General features: G+C 72.6%; 20 protein-coding genes (1 of these 20 running past the window's edge). 9 read left to right on the top strand and 11 right to left on the bottom strand.

All coding sequences use genetic code 11. The features are described from left to right. Window positions 1-37 precede the first annotated feature (37 nt). Window positions 38-835 carry an IclR family transcriptional regulator gene (locus tag HUT19_RS05855; RefSeq protein WP_176179419.1) on the bottom strand — a complete coding sequence of 266 codons (798 nt, stop codon included), beginning with the start codon at window positions 833-835 and terminating at the stop codon, window positions 38-40. A 149-nt stretch (window positions 836-984) separates the two neighbouring features. Here HUT19_RS05855 and HUT19_RS05850 point away from each other — a divergent pair, with 149 nt between their 5' ends. Together HUT19_RS05850 and HUT19_RS05845 are read left to right on the top strand one after the other, a co-directional pair. Then, window positions 985-1,347, top strand: coding sequence for a bifunctional 3-phenylpropionate/cinnamic acid dioxygenase ferredoxin subunit (locus HUT19_RS05850; RefSeq protein ID WP_176179418.1), 363 nt, complete (start codon window positions 985-987; stop codon window positions 1,345-1,347). Beyond that, a complete protein-coding gene (locus tag HUT19_RS05845; RefSeq protein ID WP_176179417.1) occupies window positions 1,344-2,540 on the top strand; it encodes an NAD(P)/FAD-dependent oxidoreductase in 1,197 nt (398 codons plus the stop codon). Before HUT19_RS05850 ends, HUT19_RS05845 begins: the two co-directional genes overlap by 4 nt. Here HUT19_RS05845 and HUT19_RS05840 read toward each other — a convergent pair. After that, complete coding sequence (locus tag HUT19_RS05840) at window positions 2,488-2,919, bottom strand: hypothetical protein (RefSeq protein ID WP_254885457.1); 432 nt, start codon at window positions 2,917-2,919, stop codon at window positions 2,488-2,490. The two genes, HUT19_RS05845 and HUT19_RS05840, sit on opposite strands and share 53 nt — an antisense overlap. Before the next feature lie 376 nt (window positions 2,920-3,295). Between HUT19_RS05840 and HUT19_RS05835 the strand changes: the two genes are divergently transcribed. The 4 genes from HUT19_RS05835 to HUT19_RS05820 are packed head-to-tail and all read left to right on the top strand — an operon-like array spanning window position 3,296 to window position 7,477. Beyond that, window positions 3,296-6,067, top strand: a complete 2,772-nt coding sequence (locus HUT19_RS05835; RefSeq protein WP_176179416.1) for a nitrate- and nitrite sensing domain-containing protein — start codon at window positions 3,296-3,298, stop codon at window positions 6,065-6,067. After that, on the top strand, window positions 6,064-6,492 hold the full coding sequence (locus HUT19_RS05830) for a roadblock/LC7 domain-containing protein (RefSeq protein WP_176179415.1): 429 nt from the start codon (window positions 6,064-6,066) through the stop codon (window positions 6,490-6,492). The genes HUT19_RS05835 and HUT19_RS05830 overlap by 4 nt, the downstream gene beginning before the upstream one ends. A 15-nt stretch (window positions 6,493-6,507) precedes the next feature. Continuing rightward, entirely contained in the window at window positions 6,508-6,903 is a 396-nt protein-coding gene (locus HUT19_RS05825; RefSeq protein ID WP_176179414.1) for a DUF742 domain-containing protein, read from the top strand. Continuing rightward, window positions 6,884-7,477: an ATP/GTP-binding protein gene (locus HUT19_RS05820; RefSeq protein WP_176179413.1), complete on the top strand. Its 594-nt coding sequence runs from the start codon at window positions 6,884-6,886 to the stop codon at window positions 7,475-7,477. The genes HUT19_RS05825 and HUT19_RS05820 overlap by 20 nt, the downstream gene beginning before the upstream one ends. 90 nt (window positions 7,478-7,567) lie before the next feature. Here HUT19_RS05820 and glpK read toward each other — a convergent pair whose 3' ends face one another. The 7 genes from glpK to HUT19_RS05785 form a co-directional block, all read right to left on the bottom strand. Continuing rightward, window positions 7,568-9,130, bottom strand: a complete 1,563-nt coding sequence (gene glpK / locus HUT19_RS05815) for a glycerol kinase GlpK (protein WP_176179412.1) — start codon at window positions 9,128-9,130, stop codon at window positions 7,568-7,570. 14 nt (window positions 9,131-9,144) lie between these two features. Further along, entirely contained in the window at window positions 9,145-9,909 is a 765-nt protein-coding gene (locus HUT19_RS05810; protein WP_176179411.1) for an MIP/aquaporin family protein, read from the bottom strand. 235 nt (window positions 9,910-10,144) lie between these two features. After that, window positions 10,145-11,335, bottom strand: coding sequence for a lipid-transfer protein (locus HUT19_RS05805; protein WP_176179410.1), 1,191 nt, complete (start codon window positions 11,333-11,335; stop codon window positions 10,145-10,147). Then, entirely contained in the window at window positions 11,332-11,784 is a 453-nt protein-coding gene (locus HUT19_RS05800; RefSeq protein ID WP_176179409.1) for a Zn-ribbon domain-containing OB-fold protein, read from the bottom strand. Before HUT19_RS05800 ends, HUT19_RS05805 begins: the two co-directional genes overlap by 4 nt. 134 nt (window positions 11,785-11,918) lie before the next feature. Beyond that, the gene (locus HUT19_RS05795; RefSeq protein WP_176179408.1) at window positions 11,919-12,722 is read right to left on the bottom strand and encodes a M15 family metallopeptidase; all 804 of its coding nucleotides are present in this window, start codon (window positions 12,720-12,722) and stop codon (window positions 11,919-11,921) included. Window positions 12,723-13,020: 298 nt separating this feature from the next. Then, window positions 13,021-15,465 carry a glycoside hydrolase family 31 protein gene (locus tag HUT19_RS05790; RefSeq protein WP_176179407.1) on the bottom strand — a complete coding sequence of 815 codons (2,445 nt, stop codon included), beginning with the start codon at window positions 15,463-15,465 and terminating at the stop codon, window positions 13,021-13,023. Between the two features lie 120 nt (window positions 15,466-15,585). Then, on the bottom strand, window positions 15,586-15,789 hold the full coding sequence (locus HUT19_RS05785) for a hypothetical protein (RefSeq protein WP_176179406.1): 204 nt from the start codon (window positions 15,787-15,789) through the stop codon (window positions 15,586-15,588). On the opposite strand from HUT19_RS05785, the gene HUT19_RS05780 reads away from it, so the two are divergent. Further along, window positions 15,788-17,806 carry an acetoacetate--CoA ligase gene (locus tag HUT19_RS05780; RefSeq protein WP_176179404.1) on the top strand — a complete coding sequence of 673 codons (2,019 nt, stop codon included), beginning with the start codon at window positions 15,788-15,790 and terminating at the stop codon, window positions 17,804-17,806. The two genes, HUT19_RS05785 and HUT19_RS05780, sit on opposite strands and share 2 nt — an antisense overlap. 62 nt (window positions 17,807-17,868) lie before the next feature. Here HUT19_RS05780 and HUT19_RS05775 read toward each other — a convergent pair whose 3' ends face one another. Next, window positions 17,869-19,188 (bottom strand): aminotransferase class I/II-fold pyridoxal phosphate-dependent enzyme, encoded by a 1,320-nt coding sequence (locus tag HUT19_RS05775; RefSeq protein WP_217712242.1) that lies wholly within the window; start codon window positions 19,186-19,188, stop codon window positions 17,869-17,871. Between the two features lie 74 nt (window positions 19,189-19,262). On the opposite strand from HUT19_RS05775, the gene HUT19_RS05770 reads away from it, so the two are divergent. Together HUT19_RS05770 and HUT19_RS05765 are read left to right on the top strand one after the other, a co-directional pair. Continuing rightward, complete coding sequence (locus tag HUT19_RS05770) at window positions 19,263-20,624, top strand: MFS transporter (RefSeq protein WP_303331589.1); 1,362 nt, start codon at window positions 19,263-19,265, stop codon at window positions 20,622-20,624. 23 nt (window positions 20,625-20,647) lie between these two features. After that, window positions 20,648-21,631, top strand: coding sequence for a hypothetical protein (locus HUT19_RS05765; RefSeq protein ID WP_254885456.1), 984 nt, complete (start codon window positions 20,648-20,650; stop codon window positions 21,629-21,631). Between the two features lie 95 nt (window positions 21,632-21,726). On the opposite strand, the gene ptsP is transcribed toward HUT19_RS05765, so the two are convergent. Beyond that, a protein-coding gene (ptsP, locus tag HUT19_RS05760; protein ID WP_176179401.1) for a phosphoenolpyruvate--protein phosphotransferase crosses the window boundary here: on the bottom strand, window positions 21,727-22,544 show its final stretch. It continues 853 nt past the right edge of the window; 818 of the gene's 1,671 nt are visible here — the last part of the coding sequence; its start codon lies off the right edge, out of view; the stop codon is at window positions 21,727-21,729.

The raw sequence follows: 22,544 nt of genomic DNA, 5'->3' as shown, positions 1-22,544 counted from the left end.
CGGCCCCCTCGTGCGGGTGGTGGTGCGGTCGCGGCGGTCAGCCGGGGAAGCCCATCCGCCGGGACAGCTCCTCGGCCGTCTTCACGGCGTATTCGGCCAGGTCCGGCAGCCGGCTCTGGGCCATCCGGTAGGCCGGGCCCGAGACGCCGATCGCCCCGATGACCACGCCGTCGTGGCCGCGCACCGGGGCGGCCACCGCGTTCAGCCCGATCTCCAGCTCCTCACAGGAGTAGGCGAAGCCGCGCTCGGCGGCCGTCTCCAGCTGCTGCCGCAGCTCGGCGGAGGTGGTGAGGGTGTGCTCGGTGAACCGCGGCAGCTTCCGCGTCACCAGCCGCTCCCGCCGCTCGCCGGTCAGATGCGCGAGCAGCACCTTGCCGCTCGCGGTCGCGTGCAGCGCGGTCCGGCGGCCCAGCCAGTTGAAGGCGGTGACCGCCGCGGCGCCGCGCGCCTGCATGATGTTGACCGCCGCGTCCCCGTCCAGCACGGCGATATTGGCCGTCTCGCCGGTCTCGTCGGCCAGCGCCCGGCACACCGGGGCGCCCTCCTGTGAGATGTCCAGGCGGATGGCGGCGGCGCCCGCGAGTCTGAGCACGCCCGCGCCCAGGTAGTACTTCCCCCGTTCTCGTTCCTGGCCGACCAGGCCGCGGTTCTCGAGCACACCGAGCAGCCGGAAGGCGGTCGACTTGTGCACCCCCAGCTCGTCGGCGATCTCGGTCACTCCGGCCTCGCCCAGCTTGGCGAGGATCTCCAGGACGCTCACCGCCCTGTCCACCGATTGCACTGCCCCGGCGGCCCCCCGCTTCTCCTCGGCCCGGTCATCCGTCGTGTTCGTCATGGGTCTGATCTCACCATCCGGCGGCTTCGCGTGGGGTCCCTCGACGGGGAACTCTTGACGGCTGCCTTCCCGATCTGGATTCTGTTGCGCATCGCGCTTTGCGATGCGCCATTCAGAACGCATGATACCGATCAACGTGAGGGGGGCCAATGATTCCCGTCTGCCGTATCGAGGACCTGCCGGAGGGCGAGTCGGTGCGTGTCGAGGCCGGCGACACCGGCGGGCCGATCGCCGTGTTCCACTCCGAGGGCGCGTTCTACGCCATCGACGACACGTGCAGCCACCAGGACGCCTCCCTCTCGGAAGGCTGGCTGGAGGGCTGCTACGTCGAATGCCCGCTGCACGCCGCGCTGTTCGATCTGCGCTCCGGCATGCCCACCTGCCTGCCCGCCCGCAAGCCCGTACGGACCCACGCTGTCACGGTCGTGGACGGAATGCTCTATGTCCACCCCACGGTGCACACCGTTCCCGGCGAGCCCGTGCGCGCGGTCCAGGAAGAAGCCGTCGCATGAGGACGGTCACCGTCGTCGGGGCCTCGCTCGCCGGACTGCACGCGGCGCGGGGCCTGCGCTCCCACGGTTTCGACGGGCGGCTGGTCATCGTCGGCGAGGAGCGCCACCGCCCCTACGACCGGCCGCCCCTGTCGAAGGAATTCCTCACCCGCCCCGGAGACCCGGACGGCGACCCCGGCCCGCTCGCCCTCACCGACCCCGAGGACGAGGCCGAGCTGGACGCCGAGTGGCTGCTCGGCGTCCGGGCCGAGGGCCTTGACCCCGCCGCGGGCGAGGTCCGCCTCGCGGACGGCCGTACGGTCCGCACCGACGGCGTGGTCATCGCCACCGGTGCCGCCCCCCGCACCCTGCGCGCCACCGCCCTCCCCGGCGTGCACACCCTGCGCACCCTCGACGACGCCGCCCGACTCCGCGCCGAGCTGCGCGCGGGCGCCGCCCGCGCGGTGGTGATCGGCGCCGGGTTCATCGGCGCCGAGGTCGCCTCCTCCTGCGCCGCCCTCGGACTGGACGTCACCGTGGTCGAGGCCGCCCCGCTGCCGCTGGTGCCCCAGCTCGGCGAGGAGCTGGCCGGGGCCTGCGCCGCACTGCACAGGAACAGTGGGGTGACCCTGCTGTGCGGCACCCAGGTCGCCACCCTGCGCGGCTCCGACCGGGTCACCGGAGTCGAGCTCGCCGACGGCCGGGTGCTCCCCGCCGATGTGGTGATCGTGGGCATAGGAGTACGCCCCACCACCGGCTGGCTGGAGGGGTCCGGTCTGAAGGTCGACGACGGGGTGCTGTGCGACGAGGGCTGTGTCACCGCACTGCCCCATGTGGTGGCCGTCGGGGACGTGGCCCGGCTCACCCGGCCCGGCACCGGACGCACCGTCCGCGCCGAGCACTGGACCAGCGGTATGGAACAGGGCGCGGTCGCCGCCCGCAATCTGCTCGCCGGATCCACCGTCGAGCCGTTCACCGCACTGCCCTACTTCTGGTCCGACCAGTACGGCGCACGGATCCAGTACGCCGGGCGGCGCGAGCCCGGGGACACCGTCCGGATCGACGAGGGAGACCCCGCCGACCCCGGCGCCGGACTCCTGGCCGTCTACGAACGGAACGGCAGCCCCACCGCCGTACTCGGGGTCAACCGGCCCCGGCCCTTCATGCGGCTGCGCCGCGAGCTCGCCCGCGCTCCGCAGCCGGCCGGGAGGTGAGCCGCTCCGCCCTGCGGGCCTCCCGGCGCTGACGGCGCAGCTCCCGCGCCGTGCTGCTGGGCCGGGACACCACCCCGTAGCGCTGGTTCCAGACCTGGCGGGTCACCCACACGTCGAGCACGCCCCACGTGGCCACTACCGTGCTCGCCACCGTGGCGAGCACGGCGGGGAAGGCGAACCACGACCCCGCGAATGTGCACAGCACCGCCACCATCGCCTGCACCAGCGCCACCGCCACGATGATCAGCGCGCGCACCGCCGCCGTACGGACGGGGTCGGGCAGCCGCCTCCGGCGGGCCGGTTCCTCGGTCCACAGCGGCCGGGCGGCCCGCACCGGGATGTCGCGATCCTTGTCCATCGCGTCGTGCATGGCATCCATGACGCTCCCACCCCTTCCTGCGGCTGTCCCGGCCCGCCCGTCCAGATAGCGGTACTTGGGACGTATGCCCCCCTGGTGTCTCCCGTAACGTCACGAATGACGGACACCGGAAGTTCCCCCGCGCAGGCCTTGGGGAGAGGAAAACCGGCCAAGCCTTGCCGCCCGGAGCCCCGTGATGATCGGCAGGTCGGTGCCAAGCCCCGGGGGGGTAAGTCGGACAATGGCCCGACAACTCCTGATCAAGAGGGGTGGGTTCACCACTGCATCATCCGGACAGCCCTTCGAGATGGCCAACTCGCAGTAGTAGGCTCGCGCCCGCTCGTTGTCGGAACATCGAACACCGCCCCCGCGCAAGGGGGTTGACGTTGGGGAGGCCATGCGCTTTCGCGGGAAGTCCATCCGCCGGAAGATCGTGGCGCTGTTGCTGGTGCCGCTTGTCTCACTGACGGCAATCTGGGCCTTCGCTACAGTGATCACCGGTCGTGAGGCGATGCAGCTGCTGGACGCGTCCGACATCATCGACAAGGCGGGCCAGCCCGCGGAAGACGCGGTGCACGCCGTCCAGAAGGAACGGCGGCAGACCCTCGTCCTGCTCGCGGACCCCCGCCAGTCGGACGCGCTCCCCGTGCTCCACACCCAGCAGCGCAAGACCGACGAGGTCATCGGCACCCTGCGGGAAGCCGCTTCGGACGGCGACGTACGCGACCTGATGAACGACGACTCCCGTGACCAGCTCGGCGCGATCCTCAAAGCGGCCGACGGCCTCGACAGTCTGCGCCGGAAGGTCGAGGACAACGGCATCACCCGCACCGCAGCATATGAGTACTACAACAAACTCGTCGACCTCTGCTACACCTTCCGCAGTTCGCTGCATGCCGTGCCCGACACCGACCTGGACAAACAGGGCCGGGCACTGGTCGCGATGATCCGCGCCCGGGAGGCCCTCTCCCGGGAGGACGCCCTGTACGTCTCCGGCCTCACGGCGCGCAAGATGAGCCTGGCCGACCTCCAGGCCATCTCCGACCTCATCGCCGAGCGCACCCTGCTCTACGAGACCAACCTCCCGATCCTGCCCGCCTCGGAGCAGAAGATCTTCGCCGACTACCGGCGCACCAACTCCGCGCCCGCCGCGCTGCGGATCGCCGAGGGCAAGATCCTGTCCTCGATGGATCCGAAGACGGCCATCAAGGCCCTGGACCAGGAACACTGGGAGGCCGCCGCGGGGCCGGTGCTCAACGACTACGACCGGCTCGGCAACGAGGCCACCGACCGGCTCCAGGACCGCATCGACCCGGTCGCCGACAGCGTGCTGCTCAAGGCGGGCGCGGCAGGCATCCTCGGTCTGCTGGCCCTGGTCGTCTCGGTGTTCGTCTCCTTCCGGATCGGCCGCGCCCTGGTCCGCGACCTGTCCGGGCTCCGCAAGGACGCCCAGGAGGTCGCCAGCGTCCGGCTGCCCAGCGTGATGCGCCGCCTCGGTGCGGGGGAGAAGGTCGACATCGAGGCCGAGGCGCCCCGGCTCGACTACGGCCCCGACGAGATGGGCCAGGTCGGCCAGGCTGTCAACACCCTCCAGCGGGCCGCCGTCGAAGCCGCCGTCAAGCAGGCCGAGCTCCGGCAGGGCGTCTCCGAGGTCTTCGTCAACCTCGCCCGCCGCAGCCAGGTGCTGCTGCACCGCCAGCTCACCCTGCTCGACACCATGGAGCGGCGCACCGAGGACACCGACGAACTCGCCGACCTGTTCCGGCTGGACCACATGACCACTCGTATGCGGCGGCACGCCGAGGGTCTGGTCATCCTCTCCGGCGCCGCGCCCTCCCGGCAGTGGCGCAAGCCGATCCAGCTGATGGACGTGGTGCGCGCCGCCGTCGCCGAGGTCGAGGACTACGAGCGGGTCGAGGTCCGCCGGATGCCGCGGCTCGCGGTCAACGGCCCGGCCGTCGGCGACCTCACCCACCTCGTCGCCGAACTCCTGGAGAACGCCACCGTGTTCTCCCCGCCGCACACCGCCGTCCAGGTGCACGGCGAGCGGGTCGCCAAGGGCTTCACCCTGGAGATCCACGACCGCGGGCTCGGCATGACACCCGAGGCGCTCATGGAGGCCAACCTCCGGCTCGCCGAAACCCCTGAGTTCGAGCTGTCCGACACCGACCGGCTCGGTCTGTTCGTGGTCAGCCGGCTGGCCCAGCGGCAGGGCGTCCGCGTCTCGCTCCAGCCCTCGCCGTACGGCGGCACCACGGCCGTCGTCCTCATCCCCGGCACCCTGCTCAGCGAAGACGACGCCGGTGACGACGGCGACGACCGCGGCCGGAGCCAGAGCTACGACCGACTCGGCCCCGAGAGCAGGCTCCAGGCGGTCCAGGAGCGGACCGCCCCGTTCGAGGACCCCTCCGCGGCCTTCCCGCTCCCCACGGCACGGACCACGCCGCCGATCGACGGCCCCGTCGAACTCGAGGCGCCGGTCTCGCGGTTCCCGGCGGAGGAGACCGAGGAGGACGAGGAACTGGGCGGGATCTTCCGGGCCCGCGGGCTGCCCGGCCAGCGCCCCGCCCCCGAAGCCGAGCGGCACCAGTCCGCTCCCGAACCGCTGCCCAGCCGCGGCGCCGGCCCCGCCCCGCTGCCCCGCCGTGTCCCGCCGGTGCTGGTATCCGACAACGGCCGCCCGGTCGAGGGCGCCGCCGGTGGCCGCCACGCACGCCCGCACAGCGTCGATCAGCCCTCCCGGGCCGAGCGGCCGGGGCCGGGGCCGGACACGGGACCGGCCCCGGTGGTACGGGGTCAAGGGCCGGGCCAGGGACCCGGGCCGGGGCGGACACCGGGCCGGACACCGGGGCAGGGCCAGGACCGCGCCCCGTCCTGGGCGGGCGAGCGGACGTCCGAACGCCCGCCGCCACCACAGCGTTCGGCATCCGGACTGCCCAAGCGGGTCCGGCAGGCCAGCCTGGCTCCGCAGCTGAGGAACGACCCCACGCCGCGCAACGAGGCGGAAAGGTACCCTGCGGACACCGATCCCGAACGGGAGGCCGAGCAGGCCCGGGCCACCATGGCCTCCCTCCAGCGGGGTTGGCAGCGCGGTCGGCGGCAGTCGGGCACCGGTCCCGGCGCGCCGGACAGAGCACCAGGAACGACATATGAGGGGGACGGTCGATGACCGCATCGAACGCCGCAGCACGGAACGCCTCGGCACGGACGTCGGGCGAACTCAACTGGCTGCTTGACGAACTGGTCGGACGGGTGGGCAGTATCCGCAAGGCGCTGGTCCTCTCCGGGGACGGTCTGCCCACCGGTGGCTCCCGCGATCTGTCCCGTGAGGACGGCGAGCACATGGCCGCCGTGGCCTCCGGATTCCACAGCCTCGCCAAGGGCGTCGGCCGCCACTTCGACGTCGGCCGGGTGCGGCAGACCATCGTCGAGCTCGACGACGCCTTCCTGTTCGTCACCGCCGCGGGCGACGGCAGCTGCCTGGCGGTGCTCGCCGACGCCGACTCCGATGTCGGGCAGGTGGCCTACGAGATGACGCTGCTGGTGAAGCGGGTGGGGGCACATCTGGGCTCCGCTCCGCGATCCGGCGGGTGACGGAGGCCGGGGGACATGACCCGAGGCGGGGAACAGACCGGCCGCTGGTTCGACGACGCGGCGGGGCCGGTGGTCCGGCCCTATGCGATGACACGGGGACGGACCCGCAGCGCCGCGGAGGGAAAACTCGATCTGATCGCGGTCGTCGTCGCCGACGCTGTGAGCCATCGGACCGTCGCTGACCAGACGTTGTCCCCGGAGCACATCGACATCGTCGAAATGAGTCGCGACACCCCACAGTCCGTCGCCGAGCTGGCGGCCGAACTCGACCTTCCGGTCGGGGTGGTCCGTGTACTCATCGGTGACCTGCTCCACGCGGCACTCGTCCGAGTGTCCCGGCCAGTACCTCCGGCGGAACTGCCGGACGAGAGGATTCTGCGCGAGGTGATCAATGGTCTACGGGCACTCTGACCTAGGCCGCTCTCCCATCGTCGAACCGGTCACGCTCAAGATACTTGTGGCGGGCGGGTTCGGTGCGGGCAAGACGACCCTGGTGGGCGCGGTCAGCGAGATCAAACCGCTGCGCACCGAGGAGCTCCTCACCGAGGCCGGCCGTCCGGTCGACGACATCGCGGGGGTGGAGGGCAAGAAGACCACCACCGTCGCCATGGACTTCGGGCGCATCACGCTCCGCGAGGACCTTGTCCTCTATCTCTTCGGCACCCCCGGACAGGACCGCTTCTGGTTCCTGTGGGACGAACTGGCGACCGGCGCGCTGGGCGCGGTAGTGCTGGCCGACACCCGGCGGCTGGAGGACTGCTTCGCCGCCGTCGACTACTTCGAGCGCCGCGGTATCGCCTTCACGGTGGCCGTCAACTGCTTCGAGGGCGCCGAACGTTACCCGGAGGAGGCGGTGCGCGACGCGCTCGACCTCGACCGCGGCACCCCGGTCATCCTGTGCGACGCCCGGGAGCGCGAGTCCGTCAAGCATGTGCTGATCTCGGTGGTCGAGCACGCGATGCTGGCCTCGGCCTCCCGGCGCTGAGCGCTCCGCGGGAAGTGCCGCGGGGCGCAACCGGCCCGTACCCCACCGTCGGGGTACGGGCCGTGGGCTTTCGCCGCGGTCGGGAAGGGGCTAAGCCTCGCTGCCGGCCGCCTGGTCCGCCTGGTCCGCCTGGGCCGCCTGGCCTTCTTTGTGCCACCCGAAGCTGCGCTCCACCGCCATGCGCCAGTTGCCGTACTCGCGCTCGCGCTCCGCCGCGTCCATCCGCGGGGCCCATTCGGTGTCCCGCTGCCAGTGCGTCCGCAGTTCATCGAGGTCCTGCCACACCCCGGTGGCCAGCCCGGCCGCGTACGCCGCGCCCAGACAGGTGGTCTCGGAGACCACCGGACGGATCACCGGGACGCCGAGCACATCGGCCTGATGCTGCATCAGCAGCCCGTTGGCGGTCATCCCGCCGTCGACCTTGAGCGTGGTGATCCGCACCCCGGAGTCCTGGTACATCGCGTCCACCACCTCACGCGTCTGCCAGCTGGTGGCCTCCAGCACGGCGCGCGCCAGATGCGCCTTGGTGACGTACCGGGTGAGGCCGGTGACCACCCCGCGCGCGTCCGAGCGCCAGTACGGGGCGAACAGCCCGGAGAACGCCGGGACGATGTACGCCCCGCCGTTGTCGGACACGCTCGCGGCCAGCGGCTCGATCTCGTCGGCCGAGCGGATGATGCCCAACTGGTCGCGGAACCACTGCACCAGGGCCCCGGTGATGGCGATCGAACCCTCCAGACAGTAGACGGGCCGCTCACCGCCGAGCCGGTAGCCCATCGTCGTCAGCAGTCCGCTCTTGGAGGGCACCGGGCGGTCGCCGGTGTTCAGCAGCAGGAAACTCCCGGTGCCGTAGGTGTTCTTGGCCTCGCCGACGCCGTAGCAGGTCTGGCCGAACACCGCGGCCTGCTGGTCACCGAGGGCGGAGGCCACCGGCACCCCGGCGAGCTGGCCCACCCCCGTGCCGTACACCTCCGCCGAGGACCTGATCTCCGGGAGCATCGCCTCGGGGATGTTCATGGCGGACAGGATCGAGCTGTCCCACTGGAGGGTTTCCAGGTCCATCAGCAGGGTGCGCCCGGCGTTGGTGACATCGGTGACATGCACCCCGCCCTCGGTGCCGCCGGTCAGGTTCCAGATCAGCCAGGAGTCGATGGTGCCGAAGGCGATCTCACCCCGTTCGGCGCGGCGGCGCAGCCCGGGTACGTTCTCCAGCAGCCAGGCCGCCTTGGGCCCGGAGAAGTAGCTGGCCAGCGGTAGCCCGGTGGTGTCCCGGAAGCGGTCCTGGCCGTGTTCGCCGCCGAGTTCGCCGCACAGGGCGGAGGTGCGGGTGTCCTGCCAGACGATCGCGTTGTGCACCGGCTTGCCGGTGGCGCGGTCCCACAGCACGGTCGTCTCACGCTGGTTGGTGATGCCCAGCGCGGTCAGCTGCTCGGCGCGCAGACCGGCCTTGGCGAGCGCTCCCGCCACCACGGCCTGCACCTTGGCCCAGATCTCGGTGGCGTCGTGCTCCACCCAGCCGGGCTTGGGGAAGATCTGGCGGTGTTCGCGCTGGTCGACGGCGACGATCCGGCCGCCCTGGTCGAAGATGATGCAGCGGCTGGAGGTGGTGCCCTGATCGATCGCGGCGACGTAGGTGTCCGTGTGGTTCGGCATGGCGTCTCCTTCGGTCAGAAGGCTGCGTTGCAGACGAGACCCGCGAGCACGGCCCCGATCAGCGGACCCGCCACCGGGATCCAGGCGTAACCCCAGTCCGAGGTCCCCTTGTTGGGGATGGGCAGCAGGGCGTGTGCGAGGCGTGGGCCGAGGTCGCGCGCCGGGTTGATGGCATAGCCGGTCGGCCCGCCCAGGGAGAGGCCGATCCCGACCACCAGGAAGGAGACGAGCAGGATGGAGATGCCCGAGCCGTAGATCACGGTGTCGCCGTCGCCGCCGACGCGGCCGACGCCGATACCGTCGACGTTGCCGAAGGCGAGCAACGGCAGCACCAGGGCGGCGGTGGCGATGATCTCGGTGACCAGGTTGGCCACCGGGTTCCGGATCTCCGGAATGGTGGAGAAGACCCCGAGCGTGGGCTGGGCGGTCTTCTCGTCGGCGTTGGCGGCGAACTGGGCGTAGTACAGCAGCCAGGCGAGTACCGCGCCGACGAGGGCACCGACCATCTGCGCCAGGATGTAGAGCGGCACCTTGTCCCAGTCGCCGGTGTCGACGGCGACGCCCACGGTCACGGCCGGGTTGAGATGGCCGCCGGACAGGGGCGCCGCGGTGTACGCGCCGGCCATGACGCCGAAGCCCCAGCCGAAGGCGATGACGATCCAGCCGGAGGCCTTGGCCTTGGAGTGGTTCAGGCTGACGGCGGCACAGACGCCCGCCCCGAAGAGAATCAGTATCGCGGTGCCGATGACCTCACCGGTGAAGATGTCCCCATTACTCATGGCGGCTCCTAGGACCTCGCCCGGGACGGGGTGCCCCGGTCCTCCGTGCTGGGTCGTTTCGAGCGTGCTGATGCATCGGAATCGCCCATGGGGGGTGAGCGTGGTTGGAGCCTGCGCGCGGCGACGCCGACTGACACCGCAGAAGTGTTACTCCGAGGTCAGGTGGCGTCAAGGTGGTGAACGGCAACGGTGTCCGTCACGGCCGGACGCCGGACGACCGCGGACGACGGCCCCGTCAGCACACCGCGACCACCGACGAACCATGCCCGAACAGCCCCTGGTTCGCGGTGATTCCGGCGCGCGCCCCCGTCACCTGGCGCTCTCCCGCACTGCCGCGCAACTGCCACGTCAGCTCACACACCTGGGCGATGGCCTGGGCGGGAACCGCCTCCCCGAAGGACGCCAGCCCGCCACTGGGATTGACCGGGATCCGCCCGCCCAGCGCCGTGGCCCCCTCGCGCAGCAGCTTCGCCCCCTCCCCGGCGCCGCACAGCCCCAGGTCCTCGTACCACTCCAGCTCCAGCGCCGTGGACAGGTCGTACACCTCGGCCAGCGACAGGTCCTCCGGTCCGAGCCCGGCCTCCTCGTAGGCCGCCCGCGCGATGGACGGACGGAACGGATCGGGCCCCGGACCGGCCGTCGGGGCGGAGTCGGTGGCGATGTCCGGCAGATCGAGTGCGGTCCGCGGATGGCGCGGGGAGACCGACGACACCGCGCGGATCCGCACCGGCCGGCGCACCCCCCGCCGCCGCGCCGCCGCCATGCTGCCGAGCACCAGCGCCGCCGCCCCGTCGGAGGTGGCACAGATGTCCAGCAGCCGCAGCGGATCGGCCACCACGGCGGACGCGGCCACCTCCTCGGCCGTCACCGGGGAGCGGTAACGGGCGTACGGATTGACGGCCCCGGCGGCCGCGTTCTTCACCTTGACCCGGGCGAAGTCCTCGGGCGTATCGCCGTACAAGGCCATCCGGCGGCGCGCCCACAGCGCGAAATAGGCGGGGTTGGTGGCGCCCAGCACCCGGAAGCGCAGCCAGTCCGGGTCATCGGGGCGCTGACCGCCCGCCGGTGCGAAGAACCCCTTGGGCGCCGCGTCCGCGCCCACCACCAGCACGGTGTCCGCCATCCCGGACAGGATCTGGGCACGCGCGGTGTCGATCGCCCGCGCACCGGAGGCACATGCCGCGTACACACTGGTGACCTTGGCCCCCTGCCAGCCCAGCGCCCGGGCGAAGGTGGCGCCCGCCACCTGCCCGGGGTAGCCGCAGCGCACGGTGTTCGCCCCGACCACGGACTGGATCGCGGACCACTCCACACCGGCGTCCGCGAGCGCGGCGCGGGCGGCCGCCGTCCCGTACTCGGTGAACTCACGGCCCCATTTGCCCCAGGGGTGCATACCGGCACCCAGCACCGCCACATCACCGGTCATGACGCCTCCCCGCGGACGGGCCGCCAGTGCCAGGTGGTCAGGGTCCGCCCGTCCTCCTCGGCCAGCACCCCGGGCACCACCTCGACCTCCATGCCCACGGCCAGATCGGCCAGGGTCACCCCGGGCGCGCCCTGACCCAGCACCACCATCCCCTCGGCGGCCAGCTCCACGGCGATCAGGGTGTACGGCCGCCAGGGGCTGCCGGGGTCCGAGGGATACGGGGCGGGCGGCCGGTACCGCCCGTCGGTGTAGGACCAGATCCGGCCCCGCGGGGACAGCGGCACCTCGTCCAGCTCGGTGCCCGCGCAGGCGGGGGCGCGGCAGTAGGCGTCCTCACGCGGGAAGTGCACGGTGCGGCACCGGCGGCAGCGGGTGCCCAGCAGCCGGAATGCGATGGTGTCGTCGGGGGTGAACCACCCAGCGACCACCGGTGTTCGGGTATGGGACACGGCCCCTCCCGGCAGACGGTCCGGACAGACGATGAACTTGAACCGACCTTCATGAACTGACGGTACGTCAGGAGTCTGCCACGGGGACGACGGACACGTCACCGGCCGGGAGGGCCCGGGCCGTCAGTGGCCGGTCAGCGGCCGGTCAGCGACCGGCGCGCCACCGGGAAGTCGAAGTAGGTGTCCGGGAACGGCTCCGGCTTGTAGGTGTAGTGCCACCACTCCTCGGCCAGATTAACGAAGCCCAGCTCCTCCATGGTGTGCTTCAGCAGCAGCCGGTTCGCCCGCTGCACCCCCGTGATCCGCGGATCCAGGGTGTGCGAGAGCGTGTCGAAGCAGTCGTATCCGGTGCCCATGTCCACCGAGTTGTCCGGGAAGCGCTCCTTCTGCGGCGCGTAACAGGGCGTCAGCTTCTCCCCGGGCTCATACGGCCGGGTGGGCTTCGCGGGCAGCTTCACGATCGTCAGATCCATCGTGCTGCCCCGGCTGTGCCCGGACCTCTCGGCGATGTAACCGTCCTCGAACAGCCGGGCCTTGTCGACATGCGGATAGAACTCGCCCTTCATCCGCTGGTCGTCCAGGTCCTTCGCCCATGCCACGAAGGTGTCGACCGCACGCTGCGGCCGGTAGCAGTCGTACACCTTCAGGGTGTAGCCGTGCCGCAGCAGCCGCCGCTGCGCCCGGTGCAGCGCCGTGGCCGCCGGACGGGTCAGGATGCACATCGGGCGCCGGTAGCCGTCGACCGGATCACCGGTGAAGTTGTGCGGAGTCAGGTACCGGATCTCCTGGAGGATCGTCGGGTCCACATCGCTCAGCGCCACGAACTCCTTCGGGGCCTTGGGCTCGGGCTTCGCCTGTGCCGGGCCGGAGGAGGCCACGGCCAGCAGTGCGGCGAGGGGCAGGGCGAGGGCGCGCAGCGCGGCAGCACATTTTGACATGGCCATCCTCTACCAGCCCCCGGTGCCCCGGACAACCCCGGTCGGCTCACGCCCCGTTGCCCCGTTGTCCGCCGGGCCAGCGTGATATGCCGTCAGGCGTACGGCCCGAGGGCCGTCCCCCCGGCCCGGACGCCTAGGCCCTGTCCTGCCGATCTTCGCGGGGCCGCGACGCCTGGCACCGCACCTCGCCGCGTTGTCGGGATCATCCGAGTACGCCCGGTACGAGGACGACCCTCCGCCTTGCGATCCACGGCACCAGACGCCGCGGCCTGATCCACGAAGATCGACAGGACAGGACCTAACCGCGCCCCCGGCCCCCGTTCCGCGGTACGTGCCCGCGCACCCGCACCGCATAGCCCACCTCGTCCCCGTCCTCCCGCTCCACCCGCACCCCACCCTCGCGCAGCCGGGTGGAGAACCGCACCACCTCGGTCTTCTCCCAGCCGTCGCCCCGGTCCTCGACCAGTACCCCGCCACCGCCCTTGCGACCCGGACACGGTGTCCACACCTCCAGCTCCACCCCGCCACCGGCCGCCGCCACCGGCACCACCGACCCCGCCCGCGCCAGCACCGGGATCCGCGACAGCGGCGCGTCCAGCACCACATGGCCAGGCCCCTCGTACGGCACCCCGGTCACCGTGTCGTACCAGCGGCCGCGCGGCAGCCGCACCGTACGCCGCTCGGCACCCTCCTCCAGCACCGGCGCCACCAGCAGCGAGTCCCCCAGCAAGAAGGCGTCGTCGCAGTCGCGCAGCGCCCGGTCCTTGGGCGTGCGCCACCACAGCGGCCGTACATAGGGCGCGCCGGTACGCCCCGCCAGCTGGGCGAGGGTCACGAAGTACGGGTGCAGCCGCTGCCGTTCGCGCAGTGCCGCCGCCGCGAACTCCAGAACCCGGGGCCCGAACTCCCAGGGCTCCCGCCGCCCCGCCGAGAGGGCCGAATGGGTGCGGAACAGCGGCAGATACGCGCCCAGCTGGAACCAGCGCAGATACAGCTCCGGCGACGGGGAGCCGGAGAACCCGCCGATGTCCGGCCCCGAGTACGGCACACCCGACAGTCCGAGCCCCAGCACCAGCGCCAGCGAGGCGCGCAGCCCCGGCCAGCCGGTGGTCACGTCCCCGGACCAGCTGCCGCCGTAGCGCTGCAACCCCGCCCAGCCGGAGCGGGAGAAGAGGAACGGCCGCTCCTCCGGACGCAGTTCGCGCAGGCCCTCGTAACCGGCCCGCGCCATCGTCAGACCGTAGACGTTGTGCGCCTCCCGGTGGTCGCCACCGCGGCCCTCCAGAGCGTGCCGGGCCGAGCGCGGCAGCGTCGTCCCGCCGAAGGCACCGAACGACACCGGCTCGTTCATGTCGTGCCACACCCCCGAGAAGCCCTGCCCCAGCCGCTCCGCGTACAGCGCGCCCCACCACTTGCGCACCCGCGGATCGGTGAAGTCCGGGAACACCGACTCACCCGGCCACACCTCACCGCGCACCTCCAGACCCAGGGCGTCGCGAACGAACACATCGGCCGCCGAGCCGCTGTCGTACACCGGGTCGCCCGGCTCGGCCTTCACCGCCGGATCGACGATCGACACCAGCCGGACGCCCTCGGAGCGCAGCTCGGCGGCGAGATGGGGCAGATCGGGGAAGCGCTCGGAGTCCACCGTGAACACCCGGTTCCCGGCGTAGTGGTCGATGTCCAGATGCAGCGCGGACAGCGGCAGCCCGCGCTCCCGGTAGCCCGCCACCACCCGCCGCACCTCGTCCGCGTCGCCGAAGCCCCAGCGGGCGTGGTGATGGCCGAGCGCCCAGGCGGGCGGGACCGCCGGGGCGCCGGTGAGCGCCGCCCAGCCCTGCATCACCCGCGCCGGGGTGCCCACGATCACCCAGTAGCGCAGCGGGCCGCCCTCCATCCGCAGCCGGCAGCAGCCCGGACGGTCATGGCCGGAACCCTCGCCCTCCTCACCCTCCTTCAGGGTGACCGAGCCGTCCCACGAGTTGTCGTGGAACACCAGATGGGTGCCCGCGTCCGCCACCACCAGCTGCACCGGCACGGTGAGGGAGAGCGGATCGTCACCCGGCCGGAAAGCGCCGCCCGGATCGGTGTTCCACAGCCGGTACCGGCCGTCCCGCAGCCGAGGCCCCGACGACCGCCCGCCGAGCCCGAAGAAGCGCGCGTCCGCCGCCACCTCGGACCGCTGCTGCCAGCGGGCGCCCTCGCCGACGGGCCGCTCCCCGTCCGGCCCCCTCCCCTCCGGTACCGGTCCGGCTCCCGCGGTGGCCGGATCCCACCAGCGCGGTGGCAGATCGCGGCGGAGCACCACCCCGCCCGGCGTCCGCACCTCCACGGCGCCCGTCCGCGAGACCGCCACCGTGACCCGCTCGGAGACCACCCGCCAGCCGCCGACCGTGTCCGGCTCCAGCACCGCCCGGTCGTCCACCTCCGGGCAGCCCCGGGCCAGTGCGTACGACGGCTCCGGCTCCGCCCCGTCCCAGCCGCAGAACACCGCGCCACCCGTCGTCACCCGCACCCGGAGCGACGACCGCGCGAACCGCACCACCCCGCCGCCCGGCTGCGGATCCGCCCCGGTGACCGCACCCGGCACCCGGGCCAGCTGCGGGCCCCGCCGCGGCAGCCCCACCGCGTCCGAACGCCGCCGCTGCCACGCCGCCCGCAGCGACCGCAGCCCCCGCGCCGTACCTACCGCCTTCACCGATCGCATCAGCTTCCCCGACCGCACCAGGTCACGCGCATCCATACTGCTCACCCTGCCATTGACGGAGCCGATGGCGACCACAGTTCAACTGCCGTTCACCCGTGGTCCGGCCACACTCCTTCCCCGCCGGATGTGGAGTGGCGCCCCTGGTGCGGGGATCGATCACATGGCATCGTCCTGCACGGACACCGACGAGCCGACGCAGAGCGCACAGAGCGCACAGAGCAGACAGAGCACACAGACCGCACCCACCAGCCGGACCGCACGGACGAACCAGCCCAGACCAGACGAGACGACACCGACGCAGTTGACGCGGACGACGTGGGCAAGGTGGCCCACGCCGACAGCCCGGGAGCCGACACACATGAACACCTCAGCGCACTCCGACCATCTGCCGCGGCCCCTGTGGCAGCCCGGAGCGGACCGGATCGCCCGGTCCCAGCTGACCCGCTTCCACACCTGGGTCGCCGAGCGGCACGGCGCGCCCGCGGCGACCCCGGACGACCCGGCCGCGAGCTACGCCGCGCTGCACCGCTGGTCGGTGGCGGAGCTGGAGACCTTCTGGTCGGCCGTCGCCGAGTGGTTCGAGGTGCGCTTCACCACCCCGTACGAGAGGGTGCTCGCGGACCCCGCCATGCCCGGCGCGCGCTGGTTCCCCGGCGCCACCCTCAACTACGCCGAGCACGCGCTGCGCGCGGGGGAGGACCCGGCCCGCGCCGACGCCCCCGCCCTCCTCCACGTCGACGAGACACAGGAGGTGTCCCCCACGACCTGGGCCGAGCTGCGCGGCCAGGTCGGCGCGGCCGCCGCCGAGCTGCGCCGCCTCGGCGTACGCCCCGGTGACCGGGTCAGCGGCTACGTCCCCAACATCCCCCAGGCCACGATCGCCCTCCTCGCCACCGCCGCGGTCGGCGCCGTATGGACCTCCTGTGCCCCCGACTTCGGCGCCCGCAGCGTCCTGGACCGCTTCCAGCAGGTCGAGCCGATGGTCCTGTTCACGGTCGACGGCTACCGCTACGGCGGCAAGACACACGACCGTGCCGAGACCGTCGCCGAGCTGCGCCGCGAGCTGCCCACCCTGCGCGCCGTCGTGCACATTCCGCTGCTGGGCACCCCGGCCCCCGAAGGCGCGCTCGACTGGGACGCGGTGGTGAACGAACCGGTCGAGCCGGTCTTCGAACCGCTGCCGTTCGACCATCCGCTGTGGGTGCTCTACTCCTCCGGCACCACCGGACTGCCCAAGGCGATCGTGCAGTCCCAGGGCGGCATCCTGCTGGAGCACCTCAAGCAGCTCGGTCTCCACTGCGACCTCGGGCCCGACGACCGCTTCTTCTGGTACACCTCCACCGGCTGGATGATGTGGAACTTCCTGGTGTCCGGCCTGCTGGCGGGTACCACCGTGGTCCTCTACGACGGCAGCCCCGGCTACCCGGACACCGCCGCCCAGTGGCGCGTGGCCGAGCGCACCGGCACCACGCTCTACGGCACCTCCGCCGCCTATGTGATGGCCTGCCGCAAGGCCGGGGTCCACCCGGGCCGGGACTTCGATCTCTCCCGCGTCCAGTGCGTCGCCACCACCGGATCCCCGCTGCCGCCCGACGGTTTCCGCTGGATCCACGACGAGGTGGCCGAGGACATGTGGATCGCCTCGGTCAGCGGTGGCACCGATGTGTGCAGCTGCTTCGCCGGGGCGGTGCCCACCCTCCCGGTGTACATCGGGGAACTCCAGGCCCCGGGCCTGGGCACCGACCTCCAGGCGTGGGACCCGCAGGGCAAGCCGGTGGTCGACGAGGTCGGCGAGCTGATCGTCGCCCAGCCGATGCCGTCCATGCCGGTGCGCTTCTGGAACGACCCCGACGGCAGCCGCTACCGCGACAGCTACTTCGAGATGTTCCCCGGCGCCTGGCGCCACGGCGACTGGATCACACTCACCGACCGCGGCACCGTCGTCATCCACGGCCGCTCGGACTCCACGCTCAACCGGCAGGGCGTACGGATGGGCTCGGCCGATATCTACGAGGCGGTCGAGCGCCTGCCCGAGATCCGGGAGTCCCTGGTGATCGGCGTCGAGCAGCCCGACGGCGGCTACTGGATGCCGCTGTTCGTCCATCTCGCGCCGGGGGCGGCCCTGGACGACGGGCTGCGCGACCGCATCAAGCAAACGATCCGCGAGAACCTCTCCCCGCGCCATGTGCCCGACGAGATCATCGAGGTGCCGGGCGTACCGCACACCCTCACCGGCAAGCGCATCGAGGTCCCGGTCAAGCGACTCCTCCAGGGCACCTCCCTGGACAAGGCCGTCAACCCCGGCTCGGTGGACAACGTGGAGCTGCTGCACTTCTACGAGCGGCTGGCCCGGGCGAAGAACGCGACGACCGACTGAGTCTGAGGCGTACGGCGGGGGGGCGGGTGACGTACGGCGCGGGCTAGTGACGTACGGCGGGCCTATCCGCCGTACGTCACCTGCGACTCGCCCAGCACCGCCGCCAGATCCGCCGCCAGCGGCCCCGCGTCGCCCGGCGCCAGCCCCGCCGACGTGATCCGCACGCCCGGCGCGGACGCCAGCCGGAACCGGGCCCCGGCGGCCACCCACCAGCCGCGCGTCCGCAGCCCGTTGACCACGGCCGCCTCGTCCCGGACCGGCACCCACACATTCATTCCGCTCGCCCCGTGCGCGGCGATCCCCCGCGCCGACAGCTCGCCGAGCAGCGCCTCGCGCCGCTGCGCGTAGGCGGTGCGCGCCTCGCCGACCAGGGCCTGGGTCCCGGGGTCGGTCATCAGCCGGGCCACCGTCTCCTGGAGGACATGGCTGACCCAGCCCGACGTCAGCAGCAGCCGCCCGTCGTGGCGTGCCAGCGTGGTCCGGTCGCAGGCGAGCGCGCCCCACCGCAGGTCGGTCCCCAGGTGCTTGGAGACCGTACGCACCTGGGCCCACCGCGCCAGGCCCCCCGTCGTCAGGCTGTGCAGCTGCACCCCGGAGATGTCCGCGGCGTGGTCGTCCTCGATGACCAGCACCTCGGGCGCGCCGTCCAGCACCTCCAGCAGCGCCGCGCGCCGCTCCTTCGAGAACCAGCCGCCGTACGGATTCTGCGACCGCGGACTGCATACGACGGCGCGCACGCCCGCCCGCAGTGCCGCCCGCAGCGCGTCGGGGCGGATCCCCTCGTCGTCCACCGCCACCGGCACGGTGCGCAGCCCCAGCGCCGGGACCAGATCGAGCAGATGGTGGTAGCCGGGGGCCTCCATGGCCACCGCGTCACCGGGCTTGAGCTCGACCGACAGCAGCCGCGCGATGCAGTCCAGCGCGCCCTGCGCGAAGGTGATGTGCTCGCTCGGCACGCCGTCGCGCTCGTACCAGGCGCGGGCGAGCTCCTCAAGACCGGCCAGCCGCGGCCGGGCGCGGTGCGACCGGGCGCCGGGGGAGAGCCGGATGGAGGGCAGCGTGGCGGGCAGGAAGGCCGGATCGGGATGACCGCCCGCCAGATCGCACACCCCGTCGGGCACCGGCGGCGGACGGCGTGAGGCGACCGCGGGGGCCTCGGCGACCACCGTGCCGCCCCGCCCGTGCGTCATCACGATGCCGCGGCTGCGCAGCTCCTTGTAGGTCGTCGCGACCGTGCCGGGGCTGACGCCGAGCCGCTCGGCAAGACGGCGCACCGGGGGCAGGGCGGTGCCGGGGATCAACGCCCCGTCCACGACTCCCTGTTCGATCGATGAGGCGATCCCCTTGGCCGTGGTGCCAGTGATCTCATATTGTGTCGCCACAGAAAACATTCTGTATCAATACAAAATCGCGTGTCAACTCTCGTAACAGCCAACTCGCGTCAAGGGGGAACCAGGTGAGCAGGCCATCGAGGCGCACCGCGCCCGGCGAGCGCATCCCGCTCGGCAAGCGTATCCCCGGCGGCCAGGACGGCCGCCGGATGCTGGTCGTCAGCTTCGTCGACCGGGTCGGCTCGGGACTGTGGGGAGCCACCGCCGCCCTCTACTTCACCTTCGCCGCCGGGCTCAGCACAGCCGAAATCGGCCTGCTGCTCGGCGCGTCCGGAGCCATCGGCGTCGCGGGCCCGCCCCTCGGCGGCGCACTCGCCGACCGTGTCCCGCTGCGCCCGCTCCTGATCGCCGTCCAACTGGTGCGCGCCGTCGCCTCGCTGGCCCTCCTCAGCACCACCGACCTGCGGCTGCTGCTCGCCATCGCCTCCCTGGGCAGCCTCGGCGACCGCGCCTCCGCCGTCCTCACCAAGCTCTACGCGAGCCGTGTCGCGGGCCCCGACCGCGCCCGCTACCAGGCCATCAACCGCACTGCCGCCAACAGCGGCTGGGCCATCGGCGGGCTGATCGCGGCCGCGGCGCTCACCGGGGGCTCCGTCGCCGTCTACCGCTGGCTCCTCATCGGCGACGCGTTCTCCTTCGTCGCCTCCGCCCTGATCACCCTCGGCTGTGCCGAACCGCCCTCGGCCACGCGTGTCGTGGCCTCGTCCGACCCGCGCGGCCAGGAGGAGCAGGACGGCAGGCCGGGGAAGACCGCGCCCGGTGCCGTGCGCGGTACCGCGCACGGTCCGGCCCCCGGTGCGGCACCCCCCAACCCCTGGCGCGACCGCGGCTATCTCACCTTCACCGCCACCGAGGCCGTCCTCTTCCTCGACGACTCCGTCTTCAAGATCGGCCTGCCGCTGTGGGCCGCCACCGCCACCAACGCACCGCATGAGCTGGCGCCCCTGCTGCTCGTCCTCAACAACGTGCTCGTGGTGCTCTTCCAGGTCCCGCTGGCGCGGTTCGGCGCCACCCCGCACACCGCGCGCGCCACGCTCCGGCCGCTGGCGGGCGCCTTCCTCCTCGGCGGCGCCGCCCTGGCCGCCTCGACCGCCGGCGCGCCCTGGCTCGCGGTCGGCGCGCTGGTGCTGGCCGCGATCGCCTTCACCGCCGCGGAGATGCTGCACGCCACGATCTCCTGGGAACTGTCCATCGCCCTCGCCCCGCCCAGCGCACAGGGCGCCTACCTGGGAGTGCACGGTCTGGCCCAGGCCGTGCAGCGCAGCGTGGGACCGCTCGCGGTGACCGCCGCGATCGCCGCCGGACCCCTCGGCTGGCTGGGCTTCGGCGCCGGGCTGGCCGCGATGTGCGGCGCCCAGCGACACCTGGTCCGGGACCGCGGCGACGGAGCGTTGTCAGTGGCCCCGGTTACGGTGAGTGAGCATTGACCAACGGGCGCTGAGGGGGAGTCATGGCGCACACCAGGCACGGCGGCAGGAAGCGGAGCGGACGGGGCACCCACCGGACCGGACCCGGCGGCGGGCGGGGGAGGGTGAGGCGGCTCACCGCGCGGCGGGCCCTGCGCAGAGAAGTGCCCAGCACGGTGGCGCTGCTGGCCGATGAGCGGGACTTCACGGCCATGCGGCGCTATGCGTCCTTCACCTTCGACGACCACGCCCGCTATCTGCGGGAGATGGAGGGGCTGCTGCGGGCGCTCGCCGCACAGGGCGTGCACACGGCGGTCGCCCTCTTCGACCCGGACGGCTACGCGGAGTTCTGCGCGGACGCCCGGCTCGACCCCGACACCCCCGCGAGCCGCACGCGGTACACGGCGGAGACGGCGGCCGCGGGCGGCACCGTGACCTACGACGGACAGCCGATCGACCGTCTGGTCCCACGTCTGATCGGCGCGGCCGAGGAGCGGGCCACCCTGGAGTACGCCACGGCCCTGCTCTCCCGGGCGGGCGCCCGCGAGGACACCGCCCGCACAGCGACCGAGCGCGCCGCCGCCGCGCTGCGCGCGGTGCTCGGGGCGGTGGGGCCCGGTGTGCACCATCTGGTGTGCAGCGTCCCGGCGGGCGGCACCTCACTGGTCGCGGTCGTCCACGCCGAGGCACGAGGGGAGCGCCCGGCGCGTGCGGCCGAGCCCGGTGCCCGGATCTTCCGCACCGTGCTGGCCTGCGGCATCGCCACCCGCAGCCCGGGCGGCATCGTGCTGCGCACCTCACTGCCCGGGGCGCGGGACCGGGTCCGCGGCTGGGCGCTGCACGACGGCTGGCTCCGGCCGTTGAGCGAGGCGGAGGTGTTCACCGCGTACTGCACCGACGCGGAGACCGGCGAGCCGATCCCGCCGGAGCACGGCGTCGAGTACCGCGCGGGCATCCCGCTCACCCGGCCCGAGGACTCCCGGCTCGAGGACACCCGGCCCGAGGACTCCCCGCCCGGAGATTCCTGACCCGACGGGGGGTGAGCACGGCACAGGGCCCGTTCCGCCGCGGTCGCCGCGGTGGTACGGACCCTGGTGACACCCGAGTCGCGCAGCCCTCCGGCTCACTCGCCGGACAGCACCGCCTGGGCCGCCCGGCGGGCGTCCTCGGCGGTGTCCGCAGCACGCGCCGCGGCGGCGGCCCGCTCGCACTGCGCGAGCGTGTGCTTGGCCAGCGTGGCTCGCACGTAGGGGATGGCTGGGGCGCCCATGGAGAGGCTGGTGACGCCGAGGCCGGTGAGTACGCAGGCGAGGAGGGGGTCGGAGGCGGCTTCGCCGCAGACGCCGCAGCTTTTGCCTTCGGCCTGGGCGGCTTCGGCGGAGGCGGCGACGAGGTCGAGCAGTGCGGGTTGCCAGGGGTCCTGGAGTCGTGAGACGGCGCCGACCTGGCGGTCGGCGGCGAAGGTGTACTGGGCGAGGTCGTTGGTGCCCAGGGAGAGGAATTCGACTTCCTGGAGGAGGGAGCGTGCCCGCAGTGCGGCGGAGGGGATCTCGACCATCGCGCCGAACTTGGCCTGGAGTCCGGCTTCCCGGCAGGCGTCGGCGAAGGCCCTGGCGTCGAGTCGGTCGGCCACCATGGGGGCCATCACCTCGAGGTAGACGGGGAGGCCTTCGGCTGCCTTGGCCAGGGCGGTGAGCTGGGTGCGCAGGATGTCGGGGTGGTCCAGCAGGGTGCGCAGGCCGCGTACGCCGAGTGCGGGGTTGGGTTCATCGGCGGGGGTGAGGAAGTCCAGCGGTTTGTCGGCGCCGGCGTCCAGGACGCGTACGACCACCCGGCCTTCGGGGAATGCCTCGAGGACCTGGCGGTATGCCTCGGTCTGCTTCTCCTCCGAGGGTGCTTTGGTGCTGTCGTCGAGGAAGAGGAACTCGGTGCGGAACAGGC

This window comes from Streptomyces sp. NA02950, from assembly GCF_013364155.1.
In the GTDB taxonomy this organism is placed as follows: Bacteria; Actinomycetota; Actinomycetes; order Streptomycetales; family Streptomycetaceae; genus Streptomyces.
The sequence above is the reverse complement of the archived record's forward strand: the minus strand, read 5'-3'. Positions and strand labels throughout refer to the sequence as shown.